Genomic DNA, 25,210 nt, shown 5'->3' with positions numbered 1-25,210 from the left:
ACGGTTCTCACTCCATTTCCTGATCGGTACAGCTCATTGCAATTCCAAGCGGGGTTACAAACATCGGATTCTCCGGCTTGTAAGTCGGGATTCCGGTCTTTTTCTCAATCACCGTCTCGATTCCGGACAGACAGCAGGTTCCGCCGACGAGGTAGAGACCATGAACCTCATAGCCCTGTACCTGACGGCTGATGATCGATGCCACCTTCTCAATGACCGGCTTTAAGACCGGAAGAATCTCCTTGTGATTTTTCGGATTTCTCTTGTAGATCTCCGCCTCTGAAAAAGGAAGTTTGTACGCCCCTGCCAGAACCAGGGAAAAATGCGTTCCGCCTGTCGCCTCATCGTCGACGTTCACAACCTTACCGTCCTTGAGGATGGAAATTCCGGTTGTTCCGCCTCCGATGTCGACGACAGCGCCATTTTTAATCTTCAGAATCTGGTTGGCTGCGGTCGGCTCATCGAGCAGAGCAGTGATCTCAAATCCCGCTCCCTGCACAACGTTCTTGATTGCTCCTCCATCGAGTGCATCCGTTCCCGGAGGAATCGCCGCTGCCGCATAGATGAGTTCGGTTCCGAGTTTCTCCTCAAGCTCCTCCTTCATCTCACGCACTAAGCGGATCGCACCGATGTAGTCGACAACCATGCCGTCCTTCACCACATCTGCATACCGGTAAGCGCCCGCCACAGGACGGCGGTTTTCATCCAGAACGGCAAGTACTACACAGGCTGTTCCGAGATCCACGCCGGTATAATAAATAGAAGATTTCTTTTTTATCGGCTTTTTTACCACCTTTTCAAAGTCCCGTACCAGACGGTCACACTCTGCAAATGCTAATTCTTCTGACATATTTTTCCTCCAAATGTCTGGCATATCATCTGAGACAGCCGGTTGATTACCTGATTGGCTGTCTTCTTTTTCTCATCCGGCAGATGGATCGCAAACTCTCTCAGCGCACAGCGCAGAATGTGAAGTTTGACAATCTCTCTCCCCCTCGGTGACTGGGCATGAAATCCTGTCACCTCAAAGCAGTCCGGCATCGCCTCTCCTGCCCGCTCCGGCGAGATTCCACTGCACGTCCGGCAGATCTTCTTCTCGTCCTCCCAGGCAATTCCTGCTTTTTCTTTTTCCGCTTCGTCTCTTCCGATCTCGGAGAGAACCCGCTCAAGCTCGAAGACTTCCTGTGCGATCAGCACATCCATCGCAAGAAGATCAATTCCCGTCTCTAAGAATCGTGCCTGCATGCTTTTGAGCCCGTATCGCCATTCCTGCGATCCGTCCACACAGGAACTTGGAAAACTCGTTCCCGATGTCCCCGTCTCTGCACCTGCCACGACATTTGCCTGACTTCCCGGAGCACTCTGCTCCATCTTCTTCTCGTCCGTCGCTTCCTGCTCAGTCTTCTTCTCACTTGTAAAACTCGTAAAAAATCTTTTCTTATATCCCTGTTCTTCTTCCGGCATCCGGATTCCGAGGTCGCTCAAATACTGTCTCGCTCCCGGGGTCAACCGGGTTCCGGGTTCCAGCCGGTAAGACGTAAAGTGCTCGTTTTTATAACGCGCTCTCAAATCTTCCTCGGTGATAAATCTCATACAGGTCCCCCTTTGCAGAGATTCTTGTAAAGGTTCTCAAACTCTGATACAGCCGGGGTTCTCGGATTCGTTGCCGTACAATTATCTTCCATCGCACGCTTTGCCATCTCCGGGATTGCGCTCTCAAAGCTCTCGCGATCGACGTTCAAGTCGGTCACATATGCCGGAATGTGGATTCTCTGCATCAGGTTCTTGATCTGACGAATCAGACCGTAAACCGCAGCTTTCGGCGTTCCGCCTCCGATTCCAAGCATGTTTGCAATCTTCTCATAGCGAAGAAGCGTCTCGGTGTCCTCCACAAGCTCAAGTCCTGCATTGTAGCCGATCACATGCGTCAGCAAAAGGGCGTTCGCTCTTCCGTGCGGAATGTGGAAATGGGCTCCGAGTGCATGTGCCATGCTGTGACAAACACCGAGGGAAGCGTTGCTGAATGCGATTCCCGCTAAGCAGGAGGCATTGTGCATATGCTCTCTCGCTTCCATATCTGATCCGTCTGCAACGGCGCGCTCGAGATACTCCCAGACAAGTTTGATTGCCTTTTCTGCACAGGCATCGGTGAAATCATCTGCCTTTGTGGAGACATAAGCCTCAAGACCGTGCGTCAGCACATCCATTCCCGTGTCTGCCGTGATGGACGGCGGAACGGATGCAGTCAGATTCGGGTCGAGCAGTGCGACATCCGGAACCAGTGCCTGATCGACAAGCGCATACTTGACTTTCGCCTGCGTGTCAGAAATCACCGCGAAGGAGGTCACCTCGCTTCCTGTTCCGCTCGTCGTCGGAACGGCAATCAACATCGGCTTCTCTCCGCCGTTCATCGACGCATACAGATGGCTTGCTGCCTTTGCCGTATCGATTGCGGAACCACCGCCGAGTGCAAGGACGGCATCCGGTTTTAACGCCGTCATTCCCTGAATCGCCATCGTAACCACCTCGATTGACGGGTCCGGAACAACCTTGGAAAAGATCTCGGTCGTAGCTCCCGCCTCAGCGAGAAGTCCTGCGAGCTCTCCGGCTCTTCCACACTTTTCCATGAACGGATCACAGATGATATATGCTCTGTGAATGCCGAGTCCCTTCACCTCTTCCATCGAGGATTCGCCCATATATACACGGGTGCTCATCAAAAACTGTCCCATCTTCTGTCCCTCCTTTCTCCCAGTATTCTCTCGAATTTCTTTCCGATTTTCGTTTGAAATTTCTTTTGAGATTTCTTTTAAAATCTCTTTTTATTATTTTGTTTCTTCCTATTTTATAATGGGGATCGTTTGATCCGATTCCCTCTGTTGTTATTGTCTCATTTCGCTATCCGATAAAGGATAACAAAAGTTCTTTTAACGCTCTCATGCTCTCCGGATCCTGCCCGTTGATCTCGTGGTAGGGGGGATTCACTCCCGCCTGCATAAGATCCTGCCGTGCCATCTCGATGTCCGCCTCGGAAAGATCGCCTTTCGTGATGACTCCGAAGATCGGAACGCGAAAGGCTTTCGCAAATTCCGGCGGATAGGTAAAACGCTTTTCAGTCGCAGATGCAAGCATCGCGATACAGCAGGCATCCTGTGCCGATGCAATCAGATGATGATGCATCCACGGACTCTCAAGATAAGGTCCCGGTGTGTCAAGCGTCACAGAGCGGTAAACCATGTTGGGGACTCTGCGGATCGCCCCGCCTCCCTCAAGAAAAGAGGCGAGCGTCGTCTTTCCGCTTCTTCCTGCCCCGACAATCATAATTCGTTTCTTTCTCATGTCCTCGTAATCTCGGCAACGGTGAATCCCAAAACACGCTCAAGTGTCTCGGTGACTGCGTGAAGCGCCACATCCACACTCTCGACATCTCCGGAGATCACCACCGAACCGGTGAAACGGTCGAGAAATCCGATTTCTACATCCGACGCTTTTGAGGCAAGATCTGCCGCAATCATCGCCGTCTCGTAGGGGGAGAGGGTCAGAATTCCGATTGCCCCCCTGCCCTCTATTCCCAGACATTCGTAGATCTCAGGAACCGGAGAAGCGATCACATGAGCGATCGTGACCTGCTTGCCGGGAACGGATTCCTCCACGACCCGGCTCGTCGGCATCAATGTTTTCTCCACTTGACTCTCCTCCCAAAATCTCAATCTCTTAGTGTCTGACAACCGTCACAGGGAACTGGTACTCTTTCATCCAGCCCTCGATCCGGTCAAGATCTTCCTGACTCAGGCTTGGATCGTCCTCGATCTGGTAAGGGATGTCGAGCTGACTGTATTTTCCTACGCCCATCTTGTGGTAAGGAAGAAGGTCAACTCCCTGGAAGTTTGGATCATCCCGATATGGCAGAAGGAACTTTATGACCTGATCGATCTCCTCCTTGCTGTCATTGATTCCCTTTAACATCGGCATTCGCACCTTCACGCGGTAGCGTCGTTTCAAAAGCTCATTCAAGTTTTTCAGAATCTGCTCATTTCCGATTCCGGTCAACTCATTGTGACGCTTCGGGTCCATGTGCTTGATATCAAAGAGGAACAGATCGACATACTGTGCAATCTCAAGCAGTTTTTCCGTCTTGATGTGACCGCAGGTCTCGATTGCTGTGTTGATGCCCTCTCCCTTGCATGCCATCAGAAGATCGCGCGCTGCCTCCGGCTGAGAGGTACACTCTCCGCCACTCAGCGTCACACCGCCTCCCGACATGCTGTAAAATGCCGCATCCTCCTCGACGAGTTTCAGAAGTTCTGAAATCGTCTTCGTCTCACCGGTGATCTCAAGTGCCGTCTGCGGACAGACACTCTTACATTTCCGACAGCCAATGCAGTCAATATCCCGGCGAACTCGATGGAGTCCGGTCTCCGGATCGATCACATGAATGTTCTGCGGACAGACCTCCACGCAGGCACCGCAGTTTGCGCAGGAGTTTTTTTTCAACATGACCTGATGCTTTCGCACCAGACCTTCCGGGTTCGCACACCACTTACAGCGGAGCGGGCATCCCTTGAAGAATACGATTGTCCGGATTCCCGGTCCGTCGTACATGTTATATTTCTGTACATTAAAGATCAGAGCTTTTCTCTCCATGCTTTCTCTCCTTTTTCTTTCTCATCATCCTCTGTCTGACGACTTATCTGAAAAAACGGTTATCGGGTTTCCTCTCATCCGCCAGACAGAGCACTCGATGAAAATCTTAGAAATGAGTCAGCATGGTACGGCTGATAATCTCATCCTGTACATCCTTACACAGCTCTACGAAGAATGCGCTGTATCCTGCTACGCGGACGATCAGGTCGCGGTACTGCTCCGGATGCTTCTGAGCCTCGATCAGAGTCTTGTTGTCGAGGTAGTTGAACTGCATCTCGCCGTTTCCGAACATACAAGCCGTTCTCAGCAGGGTGATCAGGCTCTCCTCGCCCTCCGGGGTATCCAGAAGACCAGCCATGATCTTGAAGTTATGTACCATACCGATGTTCATGTTGTCGTTAGACATCTTGGAAACCGACTTGATGATTGCGGTCGGGCCCTTGAAGTCTGCGCCCTGGGTCGGGCTGATTCCATCGGACAGAGGCATCCAAGCGTGACGGCCGTTTGCAGAAGCACCTGTCATCTGACCAAACGGAGTGTTGTTGGAGATTGACAGAGTACCATGGCTCAGTACGGAGTACAGGGTCTTATACTTTCTGTGCTCATGCTCGGTGAAGTTGATCAGGTCTGCTGCGATGTTATCTGCGTAATCATCGTCATTTCCGTACTTCGGAGCGTTTAAGCAGTCGGTGCGAACCTGCTCGTAGCCGACGAAATCTGCCTTCAGTGCATCGTTGAGCTCTTCAAGCGTGTATTTCTTATCATCAAATACAAGTTTCTTGATTGCTGCCATAGAGTCTGCGTAGGTTGCAAGTCCGGACCAAACAACGCCCGGTCCGAAGTTGTACATTGCTCCACCTGCGGAAACGTCCTTTCCGTGCTCCATACATCCCTCGTACATGATGGACATCAGTGGCTTCGGAGCGAGATCGCGGTGTACTCTCTGAGAGATTACGGTTGCAACGTCGGTCCACTTTGTGATGTACTTGATCTCTTCCTTGACAGCCTCTTCAAACTGCTCGTAGGTCTTGAACTGGCTTAAATCTCCCATATCCGGGCAAACCTGCTTGCCATACCACAGCGGAACACCGTGATTTAAAACAAGCTCGATACAGATCGGCCACTGGGTGTATGCGGTGGAAGTCCACTGATACAGACGGCCTGCCTTCTGAGGCTCTACACATCCCATCAGACAGTAATCTCTTGCATCCTCAATGGAAACGCCCTTTGCAAGCATCATCTTGATGTGGGTGTCATCGAAGTGACATGCCGGGAAGCCCATTCCTGCGCGAACAACGTCAACGATTTTCTTCAGATAACGACGCGGGGACTTGTTGTGGATACGGCAAGCCAGAGACGGCTGGTAAATCTTTACGTGACGGACAGCATCCATCAGCAGGTAGGTCAGATCGTTGGTTGCATCATGACCGGATCTTGTCACACCGCCGACACACATGTTGACGAACGGCTGATAACCTGCGAAGAACTTGGAACCGCCCTCACTTGTGATCCACATCATCTCAGACATCTTGATCAGCATACAACCTGCAAGCTCGAATGCCTGGAAGTTGTTCATACGGCCGGACTCAATGTCTGCCTTGTAGAACGGATACATGTACTGGTCAACACGACCGATTGACATACCAGTCTGGTTCTCCTCGACAACGAGCAGGGACTCGATCGTCCAAACTGCCTGAATTGCCTCCCAGAAGGTCTCCGGTTTGTGTGCCGGAACTTTTGCATTGACCTCAGAGATCTTGTACAGCTCTGCCTTTCTCTTCGGATCGGTCTCCTTCTCAGCCAGTTCCTTTGCGTACTCGGACATTCTTCTCGCATAGATCATAACGCCCTCAGTCGTATCGATCACGGACTTGTAGAAGTAAATCTTGTCGATATCCTCCGGGTTGTCGTAGTGAAGCTGTGCTAAATGCTCCTTTGCCTCGTTCTGGATATCGATCATGCCCTTCTTCATCAGGATGACATCGTAACCCGGGTTGGAATCTCCACCACCGTTGATTGCGTGGTAGGAACAGTCGGATACAAAGGACTCACCGGACAGCTCCCAAACGCCAGCCTCACGGTACTGATCCTCACAGTACTCATCTACGGATTTGCCCTGCCAGAACGGGAAGAGCTCCTCGCGCATGATCTTCTTGTCTTCCTCGGAGATGTAGAACGGATCCTGCGGTCTTGTGCCGATCGTGTCGATCTCGTCCACCATCCAACGCCATGCGATATCCGGGGAGAATGCGCCTGCTCTCGGTGCGCCACACGGTGCGCCGACGATCAGCTCGTTGTCCTGAATGACAAGCGGAGCAGTCTCACAGCAGTAACGGAAGCATTTTCCTCTCAGCTCGATCTTTGGCATTCCCGGATTCTCTTTTGCAATCTTGGTGATTGCTCTTGCACGGTAGGTCGTGATCGACGGCTTCTGCTTTAAGTAGTTCTCCTTTAAGAGTTTCAGTCTTCTGGTCATTCCGTCCGGAATGTCGGTACCCTCTGCCGGGAAATCTGCGAGGCTCTTTGCTTCCTCTGCCTTCTTGCCGGTATTGTCTTTTGCGATTTCCTCGGAAACCGACTCAAACATCTTCATCAGAGAAGCCTTCTCCTCAGGAGTCATATTTTTGGTGGCTTCTGCAATTTTATCTGAAAATTCACGAATATCCAAAATGGTTCCTCTCTTTCTTTCCGGAGTAACAAAGTACTCTCTCGACTTCTTGTCAAACTGTGTTACTCGATTCTTGTTACTCCATCATCTTCTGGAAGTTGCGCACCCCGAAGGCCGCCTTTCTTCGGTAAATCAGATTCATCGGTGAAACATTCTCTGCGGTGATTCCCATTCCGGCACTCAGGCTTCCGAGCACTGCGGACGGGAAAAGATTTGTCGTCACTCCCATCGCTCCGACAGAGGATGGGGTGTTCACAAGCACGCGTCCCACCGGTTTTTTCAGTGCAAACTGGCGGATGATCTCGGCGTCGGTCGAGTGAATCGCCAGCGTATTTCCATGATTTTCTCCCATCAACAGCTCCATGCACTTCTCACAGGCGTGCGTCCAGTCGCTCTCGATGTAGAAGACGATCACCGGACAAAGCAGGGCATTTGCATACGGGTTGAAATCCGTGATGTAAGTCTGCTCGGATACCAGCACTCTCGTTCCCTTCGGAACCGAAAATCCCGCTTTTGTGGCAAGCCACTCTGCGCTCTTTCCGATGTACTCTTTCTCCGCACATCCCTGCTTCTCCCCGATTCCGAGAAGACGAATCAATTTCTTCTCCTCTTCCTCGTTCATAAAGTAAGCTTTGCAGGAGATCATCTCCTGCTTTGCAGTCTCTGCGATTCGGCTGTCCGCAACCACATACTGCTCAGAACCGGCCATGATTCCGCAGTTGAAACTGCGTCCCGCAACAATGTCTGCGACTGCCTGTCTGACATCTGCGCTTCTCTCGATGAAGACCGGGGACGGAACAATTCCGCCGTAAATCACCGGTTTTCCCGCCGGGCTTTCCCGGTAAAGCGCCTCCTCACCCATGTTTAAGATCAGTGAGGTCTGCGGGTGAGCGAAGAGCTCGAGCGCTCCCTCCTTTGCTGAGGTCTCCATACAGGAAATCGCTCCGTCCGGAAGCCCTTCTGCAAGTGCCGACTCTCTCAAAATCTGAACCGTCTTCTTCGTCGTCTCGACGGCTCTCGGATGCGGGGCAAATACCACCGCATTTCCGGATTTCACTGCGCTGACTGCACTAAAGAGCACGGCTGAGACCGGGCTGAGTGCCGGAACTGCCACAGCGATCACGCCGAGCGGAACTCCGATCTCCAAAACACCCTCGCTCTCACAGCGATCGAGAATCCCGACACACTGCATGTTTTCAAATGATTTCTCAAGCGACGCAATCAGAAGCTGGCACATCTTGACCTGATCGGCGATCTCTCCGTATCCGGTTTCCCGGACTGCCATTTGCACGAGCATCTCGACTCGCTCTGAGCACGCTTTCATCATCGCACGGACAACGCGGTCCAATCTTTCCTGTTTCCATGTCCCGAGGACGTTCTTTGCCTCGCCGGCCTCTTCCATGAGGACGCGGGCTTCCTGAACTGCCATCAGGTCTCTGTCAACAAATTTCATCTTACGATCCTCCTGCGTGTTTACCTTACTGTTCTGCAAACAGTAACGGATTTTGCCAATGCTTCGCATTCCAAATCGGCAAAATCTGCTACCACCAGGTTATCTTACGGCACTTTCGGTTCCAAAAGTGCCTACCTCTAAGCAGCAACGTTTTTACTCCTCCGGCAGTAGATTCGTCAGGCTGTAACGTTTCACAATCTTTCCAAGATCCTGATGCGGTCTCGGGATTACCACGGAGCTGTAAACTTCTGCTCCCATGTTCTCGACTGCCTTCACTCCGGCATCCACTGCGGTACGGCATGCACCGACATCACCCTGAACGATGACGGAAATGTATCCGGAAGCAACGTTCTCATAGCCGATCAGCTCAACATCTGCTGCCTTGCACATTGCATCCGCAGCTTCCAGAACAAATACCAGACCAAAGGTTTCAATCATTCCAATGGCTTCATATCTCTCCATACTTTTTCTCCTGTAAACGGTTTCTTACGCAAGTCCCTCTAAGTCTAAATAAGTCTAAATACTTGAAGTGGTTTCTTACGCATCAATGTCGTGAACGGACACGATCTCACCGACCGCACGGATCGGTCTCGGCATTACATTTTTCGCTGTCAGTTTGCCGATCGCTGCCGCTGCCTCAGCTCCCGCTTCCACAGCAGAACGAACAGCTGCCACATCGCCCTTCACCATGATCGTGACAAGGGTAGAACCTACATTCTCGTAGGAAATCAGCTCGACATCTGCTGCCTTTAACATCTTGTCCGCAGCTTCCATCGCCGGAACAAGACCGAGGGTTTCCACGAGACCGAGGGCTTCTTCACCGTAATATCTCATTCTCCGATTCTCCTTTTCTAATTCTAAGCGATTCCATTCTCATTCTCCGAATTTCAATCTCTCAACTTTCCACCGGGAGAACGTTTATCGAAACTTTGCAGGCACGTACTTGTTTACGGCATCGCGTCCTGCCTCGTTGATTGCAAATCTCATCGAGAGCTCTCCGTTTTTGTCAAGCTCATATCCGGTCAGATCGCACATTCCGTTTGCCTCAAGTGCCATCGCGTGATTCAGATACATTTTCTTTGTGAACTGACCCTCGTTTCCGTACTGAGGCTTCATCGCAGTCATGATCTCATCGACGCTTGCATCTTTCACCTTATTTAAATAATTCAATACAGCCATTCTTGCAGGAAGTAACATCTTAGTTTTCCTCCTTCTTAAAGAAATCTAACGGATTCATCGTAACCAGGATTGCACCAGCGATGATGACAATCGATCCGATCACGATCGTCGGAGTCACTGCCTGACCTAAGAACAGGACACAGAAGAGAACTCCCCAGAATGCGTAGGTGACATTCAGGGACATTCCGATTGCACAGCCAACGGTTGCATTTGCCTGATACCACAGCAGATAAGAAGCACCTGCGCTCAGACCGGAAATTACCAGCCATACGATCGGCATTCCAGCTGCTAACGTACCGCCGAGCAGTCCGAGACCGCCGACAAGCGGAACGATGACGATCAGGTTTACAAGACCGGAGAACAGCTCTCTGATGTTTGTTGCCACATCGGTATCAACCATTGCACCGCCGTAACTGGAAAGCGTTCCCTCAAGTCCCCAGCAGACTGCTGCGAGAAGGGAACAGAGAATTCCGAGTGTAAAGTTCGGTGCGCCCTCCGGCTTCGTCCAGTTGATGACGATTGCACCGGCTACACAGATGACCATTCCTGCGACAACTCGCTTCGTCGGTCTCTGTTTCAGGAAGATCCATGCGAAGATCGCTCCGAAAAGACCACAGGTTGCGGAAATCGGGATTGCGTAAGCACCTGCAAGTGCAAGTCCTACGAGGTAAGCTCCGTTTGCGATCGGACCTCCAAGGAAGGCTCCGAGAAGCATCATCTTTCCCGGGAAGGTGTTCAAGGTTCTTCCGATCTCTGCCAGACGTCCCATCTTGGCGTTGTAGATCAACAGCCAAAGTCCGGCAAACAGATCATTCAGACCTGCGCACACATAAGGAGCTGCAAGGAAACCAGCCGCTCCGGCAAGTGGTTCATAGTAACCAGCCACCATAACCAGCGTGGTGTAAATTCCATAGGTCAGACCGGAAAGTGCTCCGGTCATCAGTCCCGTCTTGCGGAAACTTTTGCTGACCTGTTTCATCTTGGCATCCGCTAAAGATGCGTTTCCTCCGTTCATCGATTCATTTCTCCTTTGATGTTATTTAATTATTCAGTCTTTCCACCAGGAAGGATGGTCTCAACCTCTCCGTGCGGACGCGGGATTACGTGAACGGATACCAGCTCACCGATTCTCTGAGCAGCTGCGGCACCTGCATCGGTTGCAGCCTTGACAGCTCCGACATCACCTCTCACCAGAACGGTGATCAATCCGCCACCGACTTTTTCTTTTCCGATCAGGGTTACGTTTGCTGCCTTTACCATTGCATCGGCTGCCTCGATGGAAGCCACAAGACCTTTTGTCTCAATCATTCCAAGTGCATCATACTTCATCTTGTCTCTCTCCTTCTCCTTGGTTCTCTCCCAAGCCCTCAAACGTTTCGCTTTTGCTTTACTTTTGCTTTGCTTTTGTTACTGTTACGTTTTCTTTTGTTCGGGATTGGGAACTTTTACGGTTTTTTCTTTTCTCTGAGCTCATTTTTATTTACAGCGCGCGCAACATGCACAAGAAACAGTTTCTCGCTCATGTTTTTCTGTGCACTTAGTATAGCCCTTGCCCCATGCCGGAATGTCAACCCCTTTTTTCGATATTTTTTTCACACGCTGTTTTCCGGGACAAAATCTCGGATTTTTAGCATCTTGTACAAATCCAGAAACAATTTTATAGCAGATTGTCCAATCTTTTGAACAAAATTTTGATCCCTTTTTCCCCGGGTATGCAAAAAGCGGGCAAAATCATCCCTGATCTGCCCGCTCTGCCATTCCCCCTAAGGGGAAGGTTTTTTACCGCATGTTTCACCGTCCCTGTTCCTGTTTTCTCTCGCTCTTGCCTTTTTTTGCTCTAGTCTCCTCGGTTTTTACCCTGCTCTTATTTTTCTTACTTCTTGTCTTTTTTCTTGGCTTTTTATTTTTTTATTTATTCTTAGTTTTTCGTCGCCTTATTCTTGGCGCCTTATTCTTGTTGTTTTAATCTTGTCTCTCTTACTCTTCCGACTCCTGCTCAAACGGAACCATGATCTCCGTCACAAACTCCTCCGTCTTTTTTGTCGACCAGTAGTCTGTCACAAACCGCTCATACGAATCCTTGGCGAGACGACATCCGCGCTTTTTCGCCCACTCCCGGATTCTCTCATATTCCTGATCGATCGTCTCATGGGAACCGATGTGGTAGACGCAGACCGCCATCCCGCGCTGGCGTGTTCGCTGAATCGGACTCTGCGTGTTCGGGCGAACTGCCTGTTGCATGATCCGCACGCGACGGCATCTGCCCTCCATCTTCTCCTCAAACGAGTCATAGTGCAAAATCACTGCTCCGGTGATCTCCTCCCCGTGCTCCTCGAGGTAATTCGTCCACGGAATGTTGATGACCGCAGGCGGGTAATCGTAGGTGAATTCCTGATCCATGTAGCAAAAATCCATCTCCGGAAAATATTTGACGGAGATCTCGCACGTCTGGTAGCGCAAAACCATCTGCGCCTCCTGAATCAGCTGATACCAGTCCTGAATCGAGATCAGGCTCTCCTGAAGCCTGCGCCTCTCCGCCGTCAGCTCCCCGATCTTTTCCGGGAACCATTTCCGGATTCCGGCGAAGTTCACATCGTCGAAAAGCCCCTGCATCTCCTCGAGCTTAAAGCCCATCTGTTTATAATATTTCAAGATCGGCACATACAGCAGAGTGTCCTCACTGTAATACCGATAACCATTTTCCTCGTTGATATAGTCCGGCGAAATCAGCCCGATCTGATCGTAATAGCGCAGTGCCTTCCTCGAGACATTGCAAATTTTGCTCACTTCCCCGATCGAAAAAAATTTCTGTTCCATATCCGTTTGACTTCTTCTCCTTTCCGTTTTGTTCCCCATTTCTTGACAGTTTTGGTGTTTTTTGTCTACTGTAACAAATATCCGTCTATATTATCAGATTTTGTGTGGCATTTCAACTAATTTTTTGTGAAAGCAGGCACAAAAAAAGAAGACCGAGAGGAGCACCGGGAAATGCTCCCGTGCTCCACGCAGTCTCCATCTTTTATTTATCGGACTTTTTCACACTGATCTTTTTCGCATTGATCTTGGTTTTTTGCTGACTTTTTATTGTGTCGATTTTATTGTGTTGATTTTTTACTCTTCGTCGAGCGCGCGGTTTAACTCCTCGGTTCCGGAAACGACAAATCTTCCCTCACGGATTACCGGAATTCCGCTTCCGTCTGCACGGACTGCGGTGATGTCCCCGAGCTCCGAGTACGGGATTGTGATGTCGAGATGACAGCCAAAGTACGCCTTCGAGACATCTTCCTTACGCAAAATCGAGATCTCGTTGTCGCGCGCGATCACCTCGCGTCCATCCGGATTGTACATCGGGGAATCCTCGCTCCAGCTGTAACAGGTGTCACCGACTGCAAAGTGCGGTCCCATCTTCTCCGCAATCAGGATCGGCAGTTTCTCGACAATGCCAAACTTCTGCGCCATCGCATATGCCGTCGTGTTCGTTCCGATCGCAAACTCGCCCATCGGAAGCGTGTCATGATTCTTAAGAATCTGCTGGCGGATCAGCTGTTTGCCCTCCTCCGGATTTTCGAAATTGTCACAGCTGTACTCTGCGACCTTTCCGTCCTCAAAGCGGATTCGCAAATTCTTAAACTGGATGTCCCCAAGGTAGACCTGGCTCACATGCAGAAGTCCCGTCGTTCCCGCAAGAATCGGCGAGGTGAAGACCTCCCCGAGCGGAATGTTGACGTCGGCGACACAGTTTTCAAAGTTTGTCTGCTTCGACGGGTCTGAGAGCGTGTGAAGCGAAACGCGGATGTCGGTCTCATTGCCGTTTCGTCCGGTCACATGCACCTGCTCTGCCTGATCGAGCACGTCAATGATGTGCTGTTGGATCTCCTTGTAGACCTCGTAGTCGAGCGTGTTGATCCGGATCGTCTCCGCAAAGATCTGCTCAAAGTCCTCTCCGATTGCCGGAACCGGAAAGGCGATGATCGTAAAGCTCGTCTCATCCCCCGGAATGTAGTCGTTGAGCACCTGCATCGACTCGTTCGCATAGGCGATCGTCAGCTCCTCCTGCTTCTCGCTGAGCTTATATGCCTGCGGGCAGTTGACCGGACAGAATCCGTCCTCCCCGAACGTCTCCACGACAGCCGGACCTGCAAACCATCCCGCTTCCTTGCGGTAGGTCTCATACGCCGTGCGGAGCACTGCGAGCTTGCGCTCCTTGAATGCCTTGTCGAGATAGATCGCACTGTCATAGCGATGATCGTAGTCGTACTGGCGGTTTGCCGGGGTGCCGTGATAACCGATCTTGCGGTTCGGATTCTTCGTCACCGACCACGATGCCGAGCGGTAGAGAATCGTCTCAAGTCCCATCTCGGAAAACTGGCGAATCGCAGAGCGGATCATGCGCTCAAATCCGAGCTCATAGCGGATTGCGACTGTCTTCTTGCGGGAGAGATCTCTTCCCATGACCTCAAAGCCCTTGCGGTATCCTTCGGTGTACGTCGAAGCCATCTTCTCGATCGTCTCGTCCGGAAGCGTGTTCAAAAATCCCGCAATCTTCAATTCTGCATCGGAAATATACTCTCCGAAACGGTACAGATAGCGCAGATCGGAAAGATCGCCCTCCATGATGATGTCACGCGCAAATGACAGAGACGGGTCGAGCTGTTCGCGAATCCGGTAAGTCAGCGTCACATCGGTGTAATCGCTGAAGAACCAGTAGAGCACATCTCTCACTGCCTTCTCCTGCGGAACCCCTTCCTCAAAAAGATTGTAAATCTCAATCAGCGTCTCTGCGAGGATCGTGATGTCTGTCAGACGGCACTCGTAGGCAAAGACAATCGCCTCGCGAAACTGTGCATAAAAGGCGGACAGAATCGTGCCAAGCTCCTCCCCGAGTTTCTCCACCGCATATGCCGGATTTGCGTAGCTCTCACCATAATGCTCCGGGAGTACATCCGCATAGAGCGCATGGTTAAGAGTCTTTAACTCCTCGAGCGAATATCCTTCAAGCTCCTCGCGAAGCTGAAGTCTTGCCAGCTCCTCGATCTGACCCGCAAAATGAGCCACCACGACAAAGTAGTCCCGAAACGGCTCTGCAATTCTCTCCTCCGACGGAATCTGTGCAATCCGCTCCATCGCCAGATCATAGCGCTCGCGGATCTGCGTATTCTCGTCATTCCATAATTCCCGATAATTCACAGTCGTCATACCCTTTCTTTCTCAGATTCAAGCCCAGATTTCAGCTCAGATTCCGATTTAAATTTCAATTTATCAGATTCAAGCCGATGTTCTGATATTTTGTTGATATTCTGATATTCTGTTGATATTCTGATATCTTGTTGATGTTCTGTTTTACATCGTCAGCGACAGGACGCCCACAATCAGCATGCAGACCCAGAACACTGCCAGAATCGCACCGGCGATTGAGGCAATCCTCGCCAGAATATAATTTTTTTCCTTTTCCCGAAATGCGGTGATCCCATAGATCAGGGTTGCGACAGTAAACACAATCCCGCAAAATCCCCACGCTGACACGTTCGCCCCGCCGTTTCCCTGCGCACGCACGCTGAGAATCAGGCTGACAAGCGTCGACGCAAGTGCAACGACTGCAAATCCCGTCGCCGGAATGCTCCTGCTCGCAAGCGGTCTTCGGATATAGGAAATCCTGTATTTTTTTCTACGCACCCTGCGCTCCTTTCCGAAATGAAAACTCCAGAACGCAAAGAGGATGTCGCACTCCCGCAACATCCCCTTCTTCCGGCGTTTCCCGCCGATTTAAAATGTAATCTCGCCTTTGCGTTTGAGCAGAATGCTCCCGCACACGATGGACATGATTCCGACTACCAGACCCGTCACAAGAACCACAATTCCCACCGCAATGCTACACGCACCGGTACGCTGCATTGTCTTATATACTTTCTCCATATGCAACTCCCTTACTCTTCAGCACCATACTGCTCATAGTAAGCGTCAATTGCTGCCTTTAAGGTATCGTCGATCACGATACGACCCTTGTACGGCTTGTTGTAGAGATGCTCCACAACATCTGCCATCGTCACGATTGCGGTCGTCTTGAAGCCATACTTTCTCTCAATCTCCTTGAGTGCAGAGTGAGTCGTGTCTTTTCCGCGCTCCATGCGGTCTACGGATACAACAAGACCGAGCACATCCACATCGCCCTGAGCCTTGATGATCGGCAGAGTCTCCTCGATTGAAGTACCAGCGGTCGTTACATCCTCGATGATCACAACCTTGTCATTGTCCTTGATCGGGCTTCCAAGCAGAATTCCCTTATCGCCGTGATCCTTGACCTCTTTACGGTTTGAGCAGTAACGGATATCTGCATCGTAGAACTCGCTGATTGCCATCGTCGTTGCAACGGTCAGCGGAATACCCTTGTAAGCCGGTCCAAACAGCACATCGAAATCCATGCCGAATGCGCTCTGGATTGCCTTTGCATAGTACTCACCTAAACGGCGAAGCTGGGTTCCGGTGCGGTAGAATCCGGTATTTACAAAGAACGGGGTCTTTCTTCCGCTCTTGGTCACGAAATCACCGAATTTCAGAACCTCACAGTCGATCATAAACTCAATAAATTCTTTCTTATACTGCTCCATAGCACGATATCTCCTCTCATTTGGGTCTTATTGTCTTAATTAATCTTACTCTTATTTCACACAGCCGATCAGCTCATGGATATCCTCGACTCCATGCTGTTTCATGAAGTTCTCGATGCCCTCAGCGATCTGAACCGTTGCATACGGATTGAAGAAGTTCGCCGTGCCGACAGAAACTGCGGTTGCACCTGCCATGATAAACTCGAGCGCATCCTCAGCCGTCGCGATACCGCCCATACCGATGATCGGAATCTTGACTGCCTGAGCGGTCTGGTATACCATGCGGACTGCGACCGGCTTCACTGCCGGACCGGACATGCCACCGGTCTTATTTGCGAGCGCAAACGTCCGGCGATTGATGTCGATCTTCATTCCGGTCAGCGTATTGATCAGGGAGAGTGCATCTGCACCGCCTGCCTCCGCTGCCTTTGCCATCACCGTGATATCCGTCACATTCGGGCTGAGTTTCATGATCACCGGCTGTTTTGCCTTTGCCTTGACTGCCTTTGTGATCGCCTCAACCGCCTTCGGGTCCTGACCAAACGCGATACCGCCCTCCTTGACATTCGGGCAGGAGATGTTGATCTCAAGAAGATCTACCGGCTCATCAGCAAGACGCTCCACGACCTCAAGATAGTCCTCGGTCGTCTTTCCGCAGACATTGACCACGATCTTCGTGTCGTACTTCTTTAAGAACGGGATGTCTCTCTTTGCAAACACATCAATGCCCGGGTTCTGTAAACCGATCGCATTGAGCATGCCACCGTAAACCTCGGTGATACGCGGAGTCGGGTTGCCCGGCCACGGCACATTTGCCACGCCCTTCGTCACCACAGCTCCGAGACGGCTCAAATCCACAAACTCGCTGTACTCTTCTCCGCTTCCAAATGTACCGGAAGCTGTCATAACCGGATTCTTTAACTCTACACCGGCAATCGTCACCTTTGTATTCATTACAGCTCCACCTCCTGCGCAGGGAATACCGGACCATCCTTGCAGATTCGCTTGTTGTGCACATGGGAATGGTCATCCACTTCCTTCGACTTGCAAACGCAGGCAAGGCATGCACCGACGCCACATGCCATGCGCTCCTCGAGGGAGAGCCAGCACTCGATTCCGTTCTCCTGTGCATACGCCTTGATTGCGCGAAGCATCGGGGTCGGACCACAGGCGTAGATCACCTCTGCGTCAAGTGCCTGCTCACGGATCGCATCAAGCACATTTCCCTTCGTTCCGGCACTTCCGTCCTCGGTTGCCAGATAAACCGAACCATACGGCTCAAATTCCTGATTCAGGAACAGAACATCGCGGTAGCCGAGCACCATCTGTCTCTCGCCCTTGAGCGTCTTTGCGAGCTCAAGCATCGGCGGAATACCGATTCCACCGCCGATTAAGAAGGCTTTCTTCGTGCTGTCCGTCGGGAAACCATTTCCGAGCGGTCCTAAAATCTCGATCTCATCACCTGCCTGATAGGTGGCAAACTCCTTTGTTCCGGCTCCGACTGTCCGGTAAACAATGCGCAGACGTCCATTCTCACGGTCAATCTCACACAGACTGATCGGACGCGGAAGGAGTTTTGACTGATCCTTCGTATAGACAGAGATAAACTGTCCCGGCTTTGCCTGAGAGGCAATCTCCTCTGCCTGAATCCACATGCTGAATACATCTGCTGTCAGTGCTTCCTGACTGACCACAGATGCCGTCATCTTGATCTTTCCCATTACGACCCGTACCTCATTTCCAAGATTAGTTACTGTTCACACGCCCTGCAAACAACAACGGATTTTTTCTCACTCTGTTCTTACAGGAGGAAGTTACAGAACGCTGTTGATGTCTGCAACCATGTCCACAACTGCCTGTCTGGATGCCTCTGCGAAGTGCTCTGCGCCGAATTTTGCATACTTCTCCTGTCTGTATGCTGCGATGATACCGCGGGAAGAGTTGACGATTGCGCCGAGTCCGTCCTCATTGAAGCAAGCCTTCAGATCCTTTGCGGTACCGCCCTGTGCGCCGTAACCCGGAACGAGGAAGTAGGTCTTCGGCATCAGCTTTCTGAGGATTGCGCTCATCTCCGGATAGGTTGCTCCGACAACGGCACCAACGTTGCTGTATGCGCCATCCATGCAATCTGCGCCCCACTCTACTACCTTGTCTGCAACCAGCTCATAAACCGGTCTGCCATCGACAAGTTTGTCCTGAAGCTCACCGCTGGACGGGTTGGAGGTCTTTACCAGAACGAAGATTCCCTTGTTCTCTGCCTTGCACACATCTACAAACGGCTTCACGCCATCGGTTCCGAGATACGGGTTTACAGTGAGAAACTCGGTGTTGAATGCGGAGTACTCCTTGCTTCCAACTTTCACTTTGCCCAAATGAGCGGTTGCGTATGCAGCGGAAGTAGAACCGATATCACCGCGCTTTGCATCGCCGATCACGATCAGTCCCTTCTCCTGGCAGTAACGAACGGTGCGCTCATAAACCTTTAAGCCCTCAATGCCAAACTGCTCATACATTGCAATCTGCGGTTTCACAGCCGGGATCAGATCCCAGGTATGATCGACAATCTCCTTATTATAGTTCCAGACAGCGTCTGCGGCGCCCTCTAAAGTCTCACCATATTCTGCAAATGATTTCTTCAGAATGTGCTCCGGAATATAACTGAGCATCGGATCAAGTCCCACACAAATCGGTGCCTTTGTTTTCTGAATCTTCTCAATTAACTGCTGAATCATCTTTGTCCTCCTCATACCTTGTCCGTTTTTATTTTGTTGTATTACTTATTGCTTATCGCTTGCTATACATATGTATAGCAGTGTATAGCAATGTATAGCAGATATCTCTTGGAACATTTTAGCATATCCGTGAAAGCCTTTCAAGCTAAATCAAGCCGGAAATCATCGGAACAATGATAACCGTAAGAAGTCCTGCAACGGCAATCGCAAGACTGCTCATTGCGCCTTCGACCTCGCCAAGCTCGAGTGCCTTTGCCGTTCCGATTGCATGGGCGGAGGTTCCAAGTGCCAGTCCGCGCGCAACCGGATGTTTGATTTTTGCGATCGCAAAGACAGCATCTGCAACGATGTTTCCGAAAATTCCGGTGATGATGATGCAGACAACGGTCAGCGTCACAACACCGCCAGCCTGCTCACTGACTCCCATTCCGATCGCTGTCGTGATCGACTTCGGAAGAAAGGTGACATACTCCTGGTGGCTCAGTCCAAATACTGTACAGAGCACAAAAATACTTCCCGCACTTGCAATGACGCCTGCAATGATCGAGGCGATGACTGCAACTGCATTCTTCATCAAAAGCTCCAACTGCTTGTAGAGCGGAATTGCCAGACAAACCGTCGACGGGGTCAACAGATAGCTGATGTATTTTCCGCTGTTGTTGTAAGTCTCATAATCGATATGGAAAATCTTCAAGATCGCGATCACAAGAATCACGGAAATCAGAAGGGGATTTAAGATCGCCCATCCGAATTTTTTCTTCAGCCACGCGCCAAACAGGTAAGCGAGAAGGCTTAACACAAATCCCAAATATAAAGAACTCTGAACTGCACTCATGCCTATCTGCCTCCCTTGTTTTTCTTGGTTCCGGTGCTTCTATTATTTCTGTTTCTATTATTTCTGCTTTTATTGCTATTCTCGTTCTCGTTATTATTCTTGTTCTTCTCGTGATGTTCGTCATACTCGCGAACTTCTTTTTCGCCAAATGCAAGGATCAGCTCCGTAACCTTTCCGGTTGCAACCATAACGATAATCGTTGAAACGGTACATACCACCAGCATCGGAACAAGAATTGCCCGCATGGCATCTACACTCTCCATCAAGCCAACCGCTGCCGGAATAAACAGAATCGGCATGATCTCAAGCAGGAAATTTCCTGTCGCCTCAACCTGATCCAATTTAAGGATTCCACTGCACAAGAGCACAAGCAACAGCAGAAGTCCATAGACACCTGCCGGTACCGGCAACGGCAGTAGCAGATTCATCAGCTCGCCAACCAGCGTAATTCCGAACAGAATCGCGCTCTCCTTCACATACTTCATTTTTTTCTCTCCTTTTGTACTGCCCGGGGAAGTGTGTTAAAACTTTGTTCGCATCAGTTTGCGGAGACGCCTCCTTTAAGAATTCCTCTTTTTAGAGTTTTTCTTTTTAGAAGTCCTCTTTCTTTATAGGGGGGCTCCTTCAACGAGTAAAGTTAGGCAAACACGTTCGCACTCCGGGTTCGGTCAGCGGAAGCGTCACTGGCGCTTCCTCGACATGCAAAGCAACGCAACGGTGCATAAGGTCGCAAACTACGCGACCTAAACACCGGCGTCTCACACGGGTTTGCCTAATCTTTCTCGTCTCCGTCGCCTGCTTCTATCCCCTTAACACAACTTTCTTCTGTCACTCTCAAATGCATTCTTTATACATTCTCAGATATTTTCTTTCCTGGGCATGATGATCTGCGCCAAATTTGCACATCCCGGCTATTCTACCACCACCCCCGTCAAACTACAATCCCATTTCTTGTATTCTTTTTGTATTTTTATTATAATAAGAAAAACCTTGCCAAGTCATCGATTTCACCTGTGACGACTATAAAAAGGCAGAATTCAATGCAAAAAGGCACATTTCTTTAAGCATTTTTTATCACCTAAAATAATGGGGACACCTTATAACAAACGAAAGGATTTATTTATGAACATTCAGAAAACCATCACATATACCGATTTTTCTATTCTTGTTACCCAGACACCAGATTCTTCTCAGTCATCCACACTTGATTCACTCATATTATCTTGTCATCAGAATGGAGAAAACGTACCCGAGTTTTCATTCTCTGACGATGAAGAAAACGTTTTTCTCTTTCTGATGCGTTCAGACGGTTCGATTCCTGCCGTTCTTTCTCTCTCAATCTTGGATAATGAAACCGCAGAATGTCGGGCTGTCACCGCACCTGCATTTCGCCGTCAGGGATATTTCTCTGCCCTTCTTAATGAGGCAGAAACACTCGCAGGAGAAAGAGACATTCTCTTCCCGCTCCCGGATTCCTGTGCCGATGGTCTTGCCGTCATGCATGCACTTGAGGCAGAATGTCTCTCCACTGAGTATGAAATGGCATGCCAACTCGACGCATCTATACACTCTTCTTCCCCTATTCATTGTAATAACCCTTGTTATATCAACCAGAATTCAACTCTCTTTGAGACTGCAAAATGGACTCTTGTCGCCTATAAAGGAGAAAACGAAGATTCATTTTCCCTCCATGTTTGCGAAAAAAATGAAGAAGTAATTGTCGATGATCAGACAAATTTCGATGCAACTTCCAATTCATCTACGGTTGATTTTATCGGTTCCTGCCTGACAACACGCACCTCTGAAAACGGTGTGTGTCTACACCATGTCGAGATCCGTGAAGATCTTCGAGGAAAAGGATTTGGCACTATTCTGATTCGCAAACTACTCAAACAACTTGCTGAATTTGGTGTAAAACGCGTGATCCTGCAAGTTTCCGGAGACAATACGCCGGCACTCTCTCTATACAAAAAAACAGGCTTTGCAATCACACAAAGCCTGTCCTATTATTTGTACTAACTACTCAAAATTCGTACAACATATATTTAGATTTTGAAAGCCGTGAAAAAATACCTCTCAGCAAGCACTACTTTGGAAAAGAAATTTACTAGATGGCTCCGATGGCGAAAAAGTCTAAGCAAACCCGTGTGAAGCGTCGGTGCTTAGGCTATGTACTTTATAGCCTTATGCACCGCTACGCTCGCTCGGCGTATCGCGGAAGCGCCAGTGACGCTTCCGCTGATTTACCCGGAGCGAGAGCGCGTTTGCGTGACTTGTTTCGCCTGTCGGAGCCCCACTATTCACTCACTATTCACTATCTCAATTCTCTAAATTATTTCAATTTTCTAAATTCTTAACTTTTCAAATCAATTTCTGAGTTCTCAATCCAACTCAAACCTTTTACAGAGCCAGTACCTTCTCGGCAGCGGTCTCCATCCAGTCTTCCTTCAGATACTCTACCGTACCTGCATCGACATTCTCTGCAATCTTCGGATCGATCGGGATCTTTGCAAGTACCGGAATACCATACTGCTCCGCAATCTCATCAATATGGCTCTCACCAAATACAGAAATCTTCTTTCCGCAATCCGGACAGCTCAAATAGCTCATATTCTCAACAAGACCAAGGATCGGAACATTCATCTTCTGTGCCATATTCACTGCCTTTGCAACGATCATGGAAACCAGCTCCTGCGGAGAGGTTACAATGATGATTCCGCTAAGCGGAAGAGACTGGAATACGGTCAGCGGAACATCGCCAGTTCCCGGAGGCATGTCTACGAACATGTAGTCCACATCCTTCCAGAGTGCATCGCTCCAGAACTGCTTTACTGCACCTGCGATAACCGGGCCTCTCCAGATTACCGGATCAGTATCCTTATCAAGAAGCAGGTTTGCAGACATAATGTCAATTCCGGTAGCCGTCGTTGCCGGAACCATCATGCCATCCTCAGTCACAGACAGACCATCCGTGCCAAGACCAAATGCCTTCGGAATCGACGGACCGGTGATATCTGCATCCAGAATCGCGGTATGTTTTCCCTTTTCATTTATTTTCACTGCCATCAGTGCAGTAACAAGAGACTTTCCTACTCCACCTTTTCCGCTCACAACGCCAATTACATGCTTGACGCTACTTGCAGGATTCAGCGGTGCCAGAAGGCTGGTCGGCTGACCTCCGTTCCGGCTTGGACAGCTCTCTCCACAGCTGTTGCAGTCATGCGTACAATTCTCACTCATGTGAAATTTCCTCCAATTCTGATTCTTCTTATCGTTTCTTTTTATGTACGTTCGCAATCCCCCAAATCAAGCAATCTTAAACATACACATTTTTAGACCCTCATTTCATTGTAGTTCATTTAACAGGCTTTTGCAAGCCTTTCTTTTTTCATAGTGCCCTCCCAAGCCCCTCTTTCGTCCATTTCGCCCTCCCAACCTTTGCCCGCTCCCAGATTCTCTGTATTTGTGAATTTTTTAATTTTTTCTCATTTTATCGCTTGTCGTTTTAGTAAAAACTGCTTATAATGAACATGTATCCGGGTAGGATGTCACCCATGCTCCCGCTCCCTGATACAGAATTCTAAATCTATCGATACTAAGGGGTCTTAAAAAATGAATGTAAATATGAATCCAAACAGCGAGCTGATCCAGTCCGCCGTCAATGTCCCAAATCTCGCACAGGTTCCGGAGGCACTGATCAGTCAGGCAAGACAGTTCCAGTCCGCCATGATGATGTACACCTGCGCCATCCGTGAAGTAAAGACCAAACTCGAGGTACTCAACGATGAACTCTCGATCCGCCACCAGCGCAACCCGATCGAAGTCATCAAATCCCGTGTAAAGAAGCCGACGAGCATTGTGGAAAAGCTGATCCGCCGAAATCTTCCCGTATCCGTGGAATCCATGTGCACGAATCTCGACGACATCGCCGGAATCCGCGTTATCTGCTCCTTCGTCGATGACATCTACACCGTCGCCAACATGCTCGTAAGTCAGGACGATGTGACCGTCATCGCAATCAAGGACTATATCAAGCATCCGAAGCCAAACGGCTATCGCAGTTACCACCTGATCATCGAAGTGCCGGTCTATTTCTCGGAAGAAAAACGAAACATCCGCGTCGAGGTTCAGATCCGCACGATTGCGATGGATTTCTGGGCAAGTCTTGATCATCAGCTCAAATACAAGAAAGATGTCGACAATGCTGAGGAGATCGGCGAACAGCTCCGCCAGTGCGCCGAAGTCATTGCAGAGACCGATCAGCGCATGCTCTCGATCCGAAAAGATATTGAGGCAAAGACCGTAAAAAAAGAATAACAAGTAACGTAACGATTCATCCATTTCTGATCACCACAGTGAGACAAAAAACCAGCAGAGAATTCGATTTCCGATTCCCTGCTGGTTTTCTTATTGATTTACCACTTTTTGATTCATTACTTTGACTTATTATTTGACTTACTATTTTGATTTATTGTCTTTCTTAATCGTCGTTTTCAGGCATATCCTTTTAAGCATTCGCTTTCAAAAGGCGTACCACTCCGGCACTCTCGAGAACCTTTCTCACCGTGTAAAACAGAACGGAGTTGATCGGCCACATAATCATATTTTTGAATGCACGCATCGGAAGCAGTGCGAGAAATCCCTTTCCGTAGAGCATGCTCAGGAAATACGTGCTCATCAGCATGTTGCAGATCACACAGACTGTCAGCTCTGCGATCAGAACGCGCGTCAGCGTCAATGGGCGCTTATAGTAGAAACAGCCATAAATCAGTCCTGCGACAATCGCCACAAGCGTGAATCCCGGGAAAAATGCTCCGGTCGGCTTGATCAGAAACTTCACAATGTCCATCGTGCCACCGAAGACGGCTCCGGCAACCGGTCCAAAGAGACTGCACACAAACTGATTGACGATTGTCGAGAAACCGATCTTGATGTAATCGCCGATCTGGATCGTGAAGTATCCGAGAATCACGGACAAAGCTCCAAACATCGCCATCGTCGTGATCGCACGGACGTGCTTGAGTTCCTGATGAGAACTGGTAAACAAGGAAATCATTTTACGCATAAAAAATACCTCCTTTGCAGACCTCTCGA

At 49.8% G+C, this 25,210-nt stretch carries 27 protein-coding genes; 2 read left to right on the top strand and 25 right to left on the bottom strand.

Annotation, left to right across the window (positions count from 1 at the left end; all coding sequences use genetic code 11):
* Positions 1-7 precede the first annotated feature (7 nt).
* The 23 genes from eutJ to ACR0QT_RS04150 all read right to left on the bottom strand — a co-directional run bounded on the left by eutJ (position 8) and on the right by ACR0QT_RS04150 (position 20,601).
* Entirely contained in the window at positions 8-850 is an 843-nt protein-coding gene (gene eutJ / locus ACR0QT_RS04260; protein ID WP_432629644.1) for an ethanolamine utilization protein EutJ, read from the bottom strand.
* Positions 835-1,593 (bottom strand): hypothetical protein, encoded by a 759-nt coding sequence (locus ACR0QT_RS04255; protein WP_432629643.1) that lies wholly within the window; start codon positions 1,591-1,593, stop codon positions 835-837. Before ACR0QT_RS04255 ends, eutJ begins: the two co-directional genes overlap by 16 nt.
* Positions 1,590-2,732 (bottom strand): 1-propanol dehydrogenase PduQ, encoded by a 1,143-nt coding sequence (locus tag ACR0QT_RS04250; RefSeq protein WP_432629642.1) that lies wholly within the window; start codon positions 2,730-2,732, stop codon positions 1,590-1,592. Before ACR0QT_RS04250 ends, ACR0QT_RS04255 begins: the two co-directional genes overlap by 4 nt.
* 166 nt (positions 2,733-2,898) lie before the next feature.
* A complete protein-coding gene (locus ACR0QT_RS04245) occupies positions 2,899-3,339 on the bottom strand; it encodes a EutP/PduV family microcompartment system protein (RefSeq protein WP_432629641.1) in 441 nt (146 codons plus the stop codon).
* Positions 3,336-3,671 carry a BMC domain-containing protein gene (locus ACR0QT_RS04240; RefSeq protein WP_432629672.1) on the bottom strand — a complete coding sequence of 112 codons (336 nt, stop codon included), beginning with the start codon at positions 3,669-3,671 and terminating at the stop codon, positions 3,336-3,338. The genes ACR0QT_RS04245 and ACR0QT_RS04240 overlap by 4 nt, the downstream gene beginning before the upstream one ends.
* A 43-nt stretch (positions 3,672-3,714) precedes the next feature.
* Positions 3,715-4,644, bottom strand: a complete 930-nt coding sequence (gene cutD / locus ACR0QT_RS04235; protein ID WP_432629640.1) for a choline TMA-lyase-activating enzyme — start codon at positions 4,642-4,644, stop codon at positions 3,715-3,717.
* Between the two features lie 106 nt (positions 4,645-4,750).
* Positions 4,751-7,312, bottom strand: a complete 2,562-nt coding sequence (gene cutC, locus ACR0QT_RS04230) for a choline trimethylamine-lyase (protein WP_432629639.1) — start codon at positions 7,310-7,312, stop codon at positions 4,751-4,753.
* A gap of 76 nt (positions 7,313-7,388) precedes the next feature.
* A complete protein-coding gene (locus tag ACR0QT_RS04225; RefSeq protein WP_432629638.1) occupies positions 7,389-8,765 on the bottom strand; it encodes an aldehyde dehydrogenase family protein in 1,377 nt (458 codons plus the stop codon).
* Positions 8,766-8,918: 153 nt separating this feature from the next.
* The gene (locus tag ACR0QT_RS04220; protein WP_432629637.1) at positions 8,919-9,227 is read right to left on the bottom strand and encodes a BMC domain-containing protein; all 309 of its coding nucleotides are present in this window, start codon (positions 9,225-9,227) and stop codon (positions 8,919-8,921) included.
* A 75-nt stretch (positions 9,228-9,302) separates the two neighbouring features.
* Complete coding sequence (locus ACR0QT_RS04215) at positions 9,303-9,599, bottom strand: BMC domain-containing protein (RefSeq protein WP_027640757.1); 297 nt, start codon at positions 9,597-9,599, stop codon at positions 9,303-9,305.
* Positions 9,600-9,683: 84 nt separating this feature from the next.
* Positions 9,684-9,962 carry a hypothetical protein gene (locus tag ACR0QT_RS04210; RefSeq protein ID WP_432629636.1) on the bottom strand — a complete coding sequence of 93 codons (279 nt, stop codon included), beginning with the start codon at positions 9,960-9,962 and terminating at the stop codon, positions 9,684-9,686.
* A 1-nt stretch (position 9,963) separates the two neighbouring features.
* Positions 9,964-10,959 carry a DMT family transporter gene (locus ACR0QT_RS04205; RefSeq protein WP_432629635.1) on the bottom strand — a complete coding sequence of 332 codons (996 nt, stop codon included), beginning with the start codon at positions 10,957-10,959 and terminating at the stop codon, positions 9,964-9,966.
* 29 nt (positions 10,960-10,988) lie between these two features.
* The gene (gene eutM, locus ACR0QT_RS04200) at positions 10,989-11,273 is read right to left on the bottom strand and encodes an ethanolamine utilization microcompartment protein EutM (protein WP_027640754.1); all 285 of its coding nucleotides are present in this window, start codon (positions 11,271-11,273) and stop codon (positions 10,989-10,991) included.
* Positions 11,274-11,921: 648 nt separating this feature from the next.
* Positions 11,922-12,761 carry a MerR family transcriptional regulator gene (locus tag ACR0QT_RS04195; protein WP_432629634.1) on the bottom strand — a complete coding sequence of 280 codons (840 nt, stop codon included), beginning with the start codon at positions 12,759-12,761 and terminating at the stop codon, positions 11,922-11,924.
* A 294-nt stretch (positions 12,762-13,055) separates the two neighbouring features.
* On the bottom strand, positions 13,056-15,131 hold the full coding sequence (locus ACR0QT_RS04190; protein ID WP_432629671.1) for an aminopeptidase: 2,076 nt from the start codon (positions 15,129-15,131) through the stop codon (positions 13,056-13,058).
* A gap of 153 nt (positions 15,132-15,284) precedes the next feature.
* Positions 15,285-15,617: a hypothetical protein gene (locus tag ACR0QT_RS04185; protein ID WP_432629633.1), complete on the bottom strand. Its 333-nt coding sequence runs from the start codon at positions 15,615-15,617 to the stop codon at positions 15,285-15,287.
* Between the two features lie 90 nt (positions 15,618-15,707).
* On the bottom strand, positions 15,708-15,857 hold the full coding sequence (locus tag ACR0QT_RS04180; protein ID WP_177977577.1) for a hypothetical protein: 150 nt from the start codon (positions 15,855-15,857) through the stop codon (positions 15,708-15,710).
* Between the two features lie 11 nt (positions 15,858-15,868).
* Positions 15,869-16,549, bottom strand: coding sequence for an orotate phosphoribosyltransferase (gene pyrE, locus ACR0QT_RS04175; RefSeq protein WP_308451330.1), 681 nt, complete (start codon positions 16,547-16,549; stop codon positions 15,869-15,871).
* A 51-nt stretch (positions 16,550-16,600) separates the two neighbouring features.
* Positions 16,601-17,503 carry a dihydroorotate dehydrogenase gene (locus tag ACR0QT_RS04170; RefSeq protein WP_432629632.1) on the bottom strand — a complete coding sequence of 301 codons (903 nt, stop codon included), beginning with the start codon at positions 17,501-17,503 and terminating at the stop codon, positions 16,601-16,603.
* Entirely contained in the window at positions 17,503-18,270 is a 768-nt protein-coding gene (locus ACR0QT_RS04165) for a dihydroorotate dehydrogenase electron transfer subunit (protein ID WP_432629631.1), read from the bottom strand. The genes ACR0QT_RS04170 and ACR0QT_RS04165 overlap by 1 nt, the downstream gene beginning before the upstream one ends.
* 93 nt (positions 18,271-18,363) lie before the next feature.
* Positions 18,364-19,281, bottom strand: a complete 918-nt coding sequence (gene pyrF / locus ACR0QT_RS04160) for an orotidine-5'-phosphate decarboxylase (RefSeq protein WP_432628733.1) — start codon at positions 19,279-19,281, stop codon at positions 18,364-18,366.
* Positions 19,282-19,426: 145 nt separating this feature from the next.
* Complete coding sequence (locus ACR0QT_RS04155; RefSeq protein WP_432629630.1) at positions 19,427-20,116, bottom strand: LrgB family protein; 690 nt, start codon at positions 20,114-20,116, stop codon at positions 19,427-19,429.
* A gap of 2 nt (positions 20,117-20,118) precedes the next feature.
* A complete protein-coding gene (locus ACR0QT_RS04150) occupies positions 20,119-20,601 on the bottom strand; it encodes a CidA/LrgA family protein (RefSeq protein ID WP_432629629.1) in 483 nt (160 codons plus the stop codon).
* Between the two features lie 637 nt (positions 20,602-21,238).
* Here ACR0QT_RS04150 and ACR0QT_RS04145 point away from each other — a divergent pair.
* Positions 21,239-22,135: a GNAT family N-acetyltransferase gene (locus ACR0QT_RS04145; RefSeq protein ID WP_432629628.1), complete on the top strand. Its 897-nt coding sequence runs from the start codon at positions 21,239-21,241 to the stop codon at positions 22,133-22,135.
* Between the two features lie 381 nt (positions 22,136-22,516).
* On the opposite strand, the gene ACR0QT_RS04140 is transcribed toward ACR0QT_RS04145, so the two are convergent.
* Positions 22,517-23,356: a P-loop NTPase gene (locus tag ACR0QT_RS04140; protein ID WP_432629627.1), complete on the bottom strand. Its 840-nt coding sequence runs from the start codon at positions 23,354-23,356 to the stop codon at positions 22,517-22,519.
* Between the two features lie 372 nt (positions 23,357-23,728).
* Between ACR0QT_RS04140 and ACR0QT_RS04135 the strand changes: the two genes are divergently transcribed.
* Positions 23,729-24,433 carry a GTP pyrophosphokinase gene (locus ACR0QT_RS04135; RefSeq protein ID WP_432629626.1) on the top strand — a complete coding sequence of 235 codons (705 nt, stop codon included), beginning with the start codon at positions 23,729-23,731 and terminating at the stop codon, positions 24,431-24,433.
* Positions 24,434-24,623: 190 nt separating this feature from the next.
* Here ACR0QT_RS04135 and ACR0QT_RS04130 read toward each other — a convergent pair whose 3' ends face one another.
* Positions 24,624-25,181 carry a folate family ECF transporter S component gene (locus tag ACR0QT_RS04130; RefSeq protein ID WP_432629625.1) on the bottom strand — a complete coding sequence of 186 codons (558 nt, stop codon included), beginning with the start codon at positions 25,179-25,181 and terminating at the stop codon, positions 24,624-24,626.
* Positions 25,182-25,210: the final 29 nt, after the last annotated feature.

The sequence above is a fragment of the Brotaphodocola sp. genome, from assembly GCF_050873365.1.
Lineage (GTDB): Bacteria > Bacillota > Clostridia > Lachnospirales > Lachnospiraceae > Brotaphodocola.
The sequence above is the reverse complement of the archived record's forward strand: the minus strand, read 5'-3'. Positions and strand labels throughout refer to the sequence as shown.

Excerpts from the sequence above, each read along its gene's own strand:
- eutJ (WP_432629644.1), bottom strand. The coding sequence starts at position 850 with ATGTCAGAAGAATTAGCATTTGCAGAGTGTGACCGTCTGGTACGGGAC.
- ACR0QT_RS04255 (WP_432629643.1), bottom strand. The coding sequence starts at position 1,593 with ATGAGATTTATCACCGAGGAAGATTTGAGAGCGCGTTATAAAAACGAG.
- ACR0QT_RS04250 (WP_432629642.1), bottom strand. The coding sequence starts at position 2,732 with ATGGGACAGTTTTTGATGAGCACCCGTGTATATATGGGCGAATCCTCG.
- ACR0QT_RS04245 (WP_432629641.1), bottom strand. The coding sequence starts at position 3,339 with ATGAGAAAGAAACGAATTATGATTGTCGGGGCAGGAAGAAGCGGAAAG.
- ACR0QT_RS04240 (WP_432629672.1), bottom strand. The coding sequence starts at position 3,671 with ATGCCGACGAGCCGGGTCGTGGAGGAATCCGTTCCCGGCAAGCAGGTC.
- cutD (WP_432629640.1), bottom strand. The coding sequence starts at position 4,644 with ATGGAGAGAAAAGCTCTGATCTTTAATGTACAGAAATATAACATGTAC.
- ACR0QT_RS04225 (WP_432629638.1), bottom strand. The coding sequence starts at position 8,765 with ATGAAATTTGTTGACAGAGACCTGATGGCAGTTCAGGAAGCCCGCGTC.
- ACR0QT_RS04220 (WP_432629637.1), bottom strand. The coding sequence starts at position 9,227 with ATGGAGAGATATGAAGCCATTGGAATGATTGAAACCTTTGGTCTGGTA.
- ACR0QT_RS04215 (WP_027640757.1), bottom strand. The coding sequence starts at position 9,599 with ATGAGATATTACGGTGAAGAAGCCCTCGGTCTCGTGGAAACCCTCGGT.
- ACR0QT_RS04210 (WP_432629636.1), bottom strand. The coding sequence starts at position 9,962 with ATGTTACTTCCTGCAAGAATGGCTGTATTGAATTATTTAAATAAGGTG.
- ACR0QT_RS04205 (WP_432629635.1), bottom strand. The coding sequence starts at position 10,959 with ATGAACGGAGGAAACGCATCTTTAGCGGATGCCAAGATGAAACAGGTC.
- eutM (WP_027640754.1), bottom strand. The coding sequence starts at position 11,273 with ATGAAGTATGATGCACTTGGAATGATTGAGACAAAAGGTCTTGTGGCT.
- ACR0QT_RS04195 (WP_432629634.1), bottom strand. The coding sequence starts at position 12,761 with ATGGAACAGAAATTTTTTTCGATCGGGGAAGTGAGCAAAATTTGCAAT.
- ACR0QT_RS04180 (WP_177977577.1), bottom strand. The coding sequence starts at position 15,857 with ATGGAGAAAGTATATAAGACAATGCAGCGTACCGGTGCGTGTAGCATT.
- pyrE (WP_308451330.1), bottom strand. The coding sequence starts at position 16,549 with ATGGAGCAGTATAAGAAAGAATTTATTGAGTTTATGATCGACTGTGAG.
- ACR0QT_RS04170 (WP_432629632.1), bottom strand. The coding sequence starts at position 17,503 with ATGAATACAAAGGTGACGATTGCCGGTGTAGAGTTAAAGAATCCGGTT.
- ACR0QT_RS04165 (WP_432629631.1), bottom strand. The coding sequence starts at position 18,270 with ATGGGAAAGATCAAGATGACGGCATCTGTGGTCAGTCAGGAAGCACTG.
- pyrF (WP_432628733.1), bottom strand. The coding sequence starts at position 19,281 with ATGATTCAGCAGTTAATTGAGAAGATTCAGAAAACAAAGGCACCGATT.
- ACR0QT_RS04155 (WP_432629630.1), bottom strand. The coding sequence starts at position 20,116 with ATGAGTGCAGTTCAGAGTTCTTTATATTTGGGATTTGTGTTAAGCCTT.
- ACR0QT_RS04150 (WP_432629629.1), bottom strand. The coding sequence starts at position 20,601 with ATGAAGTATGTGAAGGAGAGCGCGATTCTGTTCGGAATTACGCTGGTT.
- ACR0QT_RS04145 (WP_432629628.1), top strand. The coding sequence starts at position 21,239 with ATGAACATTCAGAAAACCATCACATATACCGATTTTTCTATTCTTGTT.
- ACR0QT_RS04140 (WP_432629627.1), bottom strand. The coding sequence starts at position 23,356 with ATGAGTGAGAATTGTACGCATGACTGCAACAGCTGTGGAGAGAGCTGT.
- ACR0QT_RS04135 (WP_432629626.1), top strand. The coding sequence starts at position 23,729 with ATGAATGTAAATATGAATCCAAACAGCGAGCTGATCCAGTCCGCCGTC.
- ACR0QT_RS04130 (WP_432629625.1), bottom strand. The coding sequence starts at position 25,181 with ATGCGTAAAATGATTTCCTTGTTTACCAGTTCTCATCAGGAACTCAAG.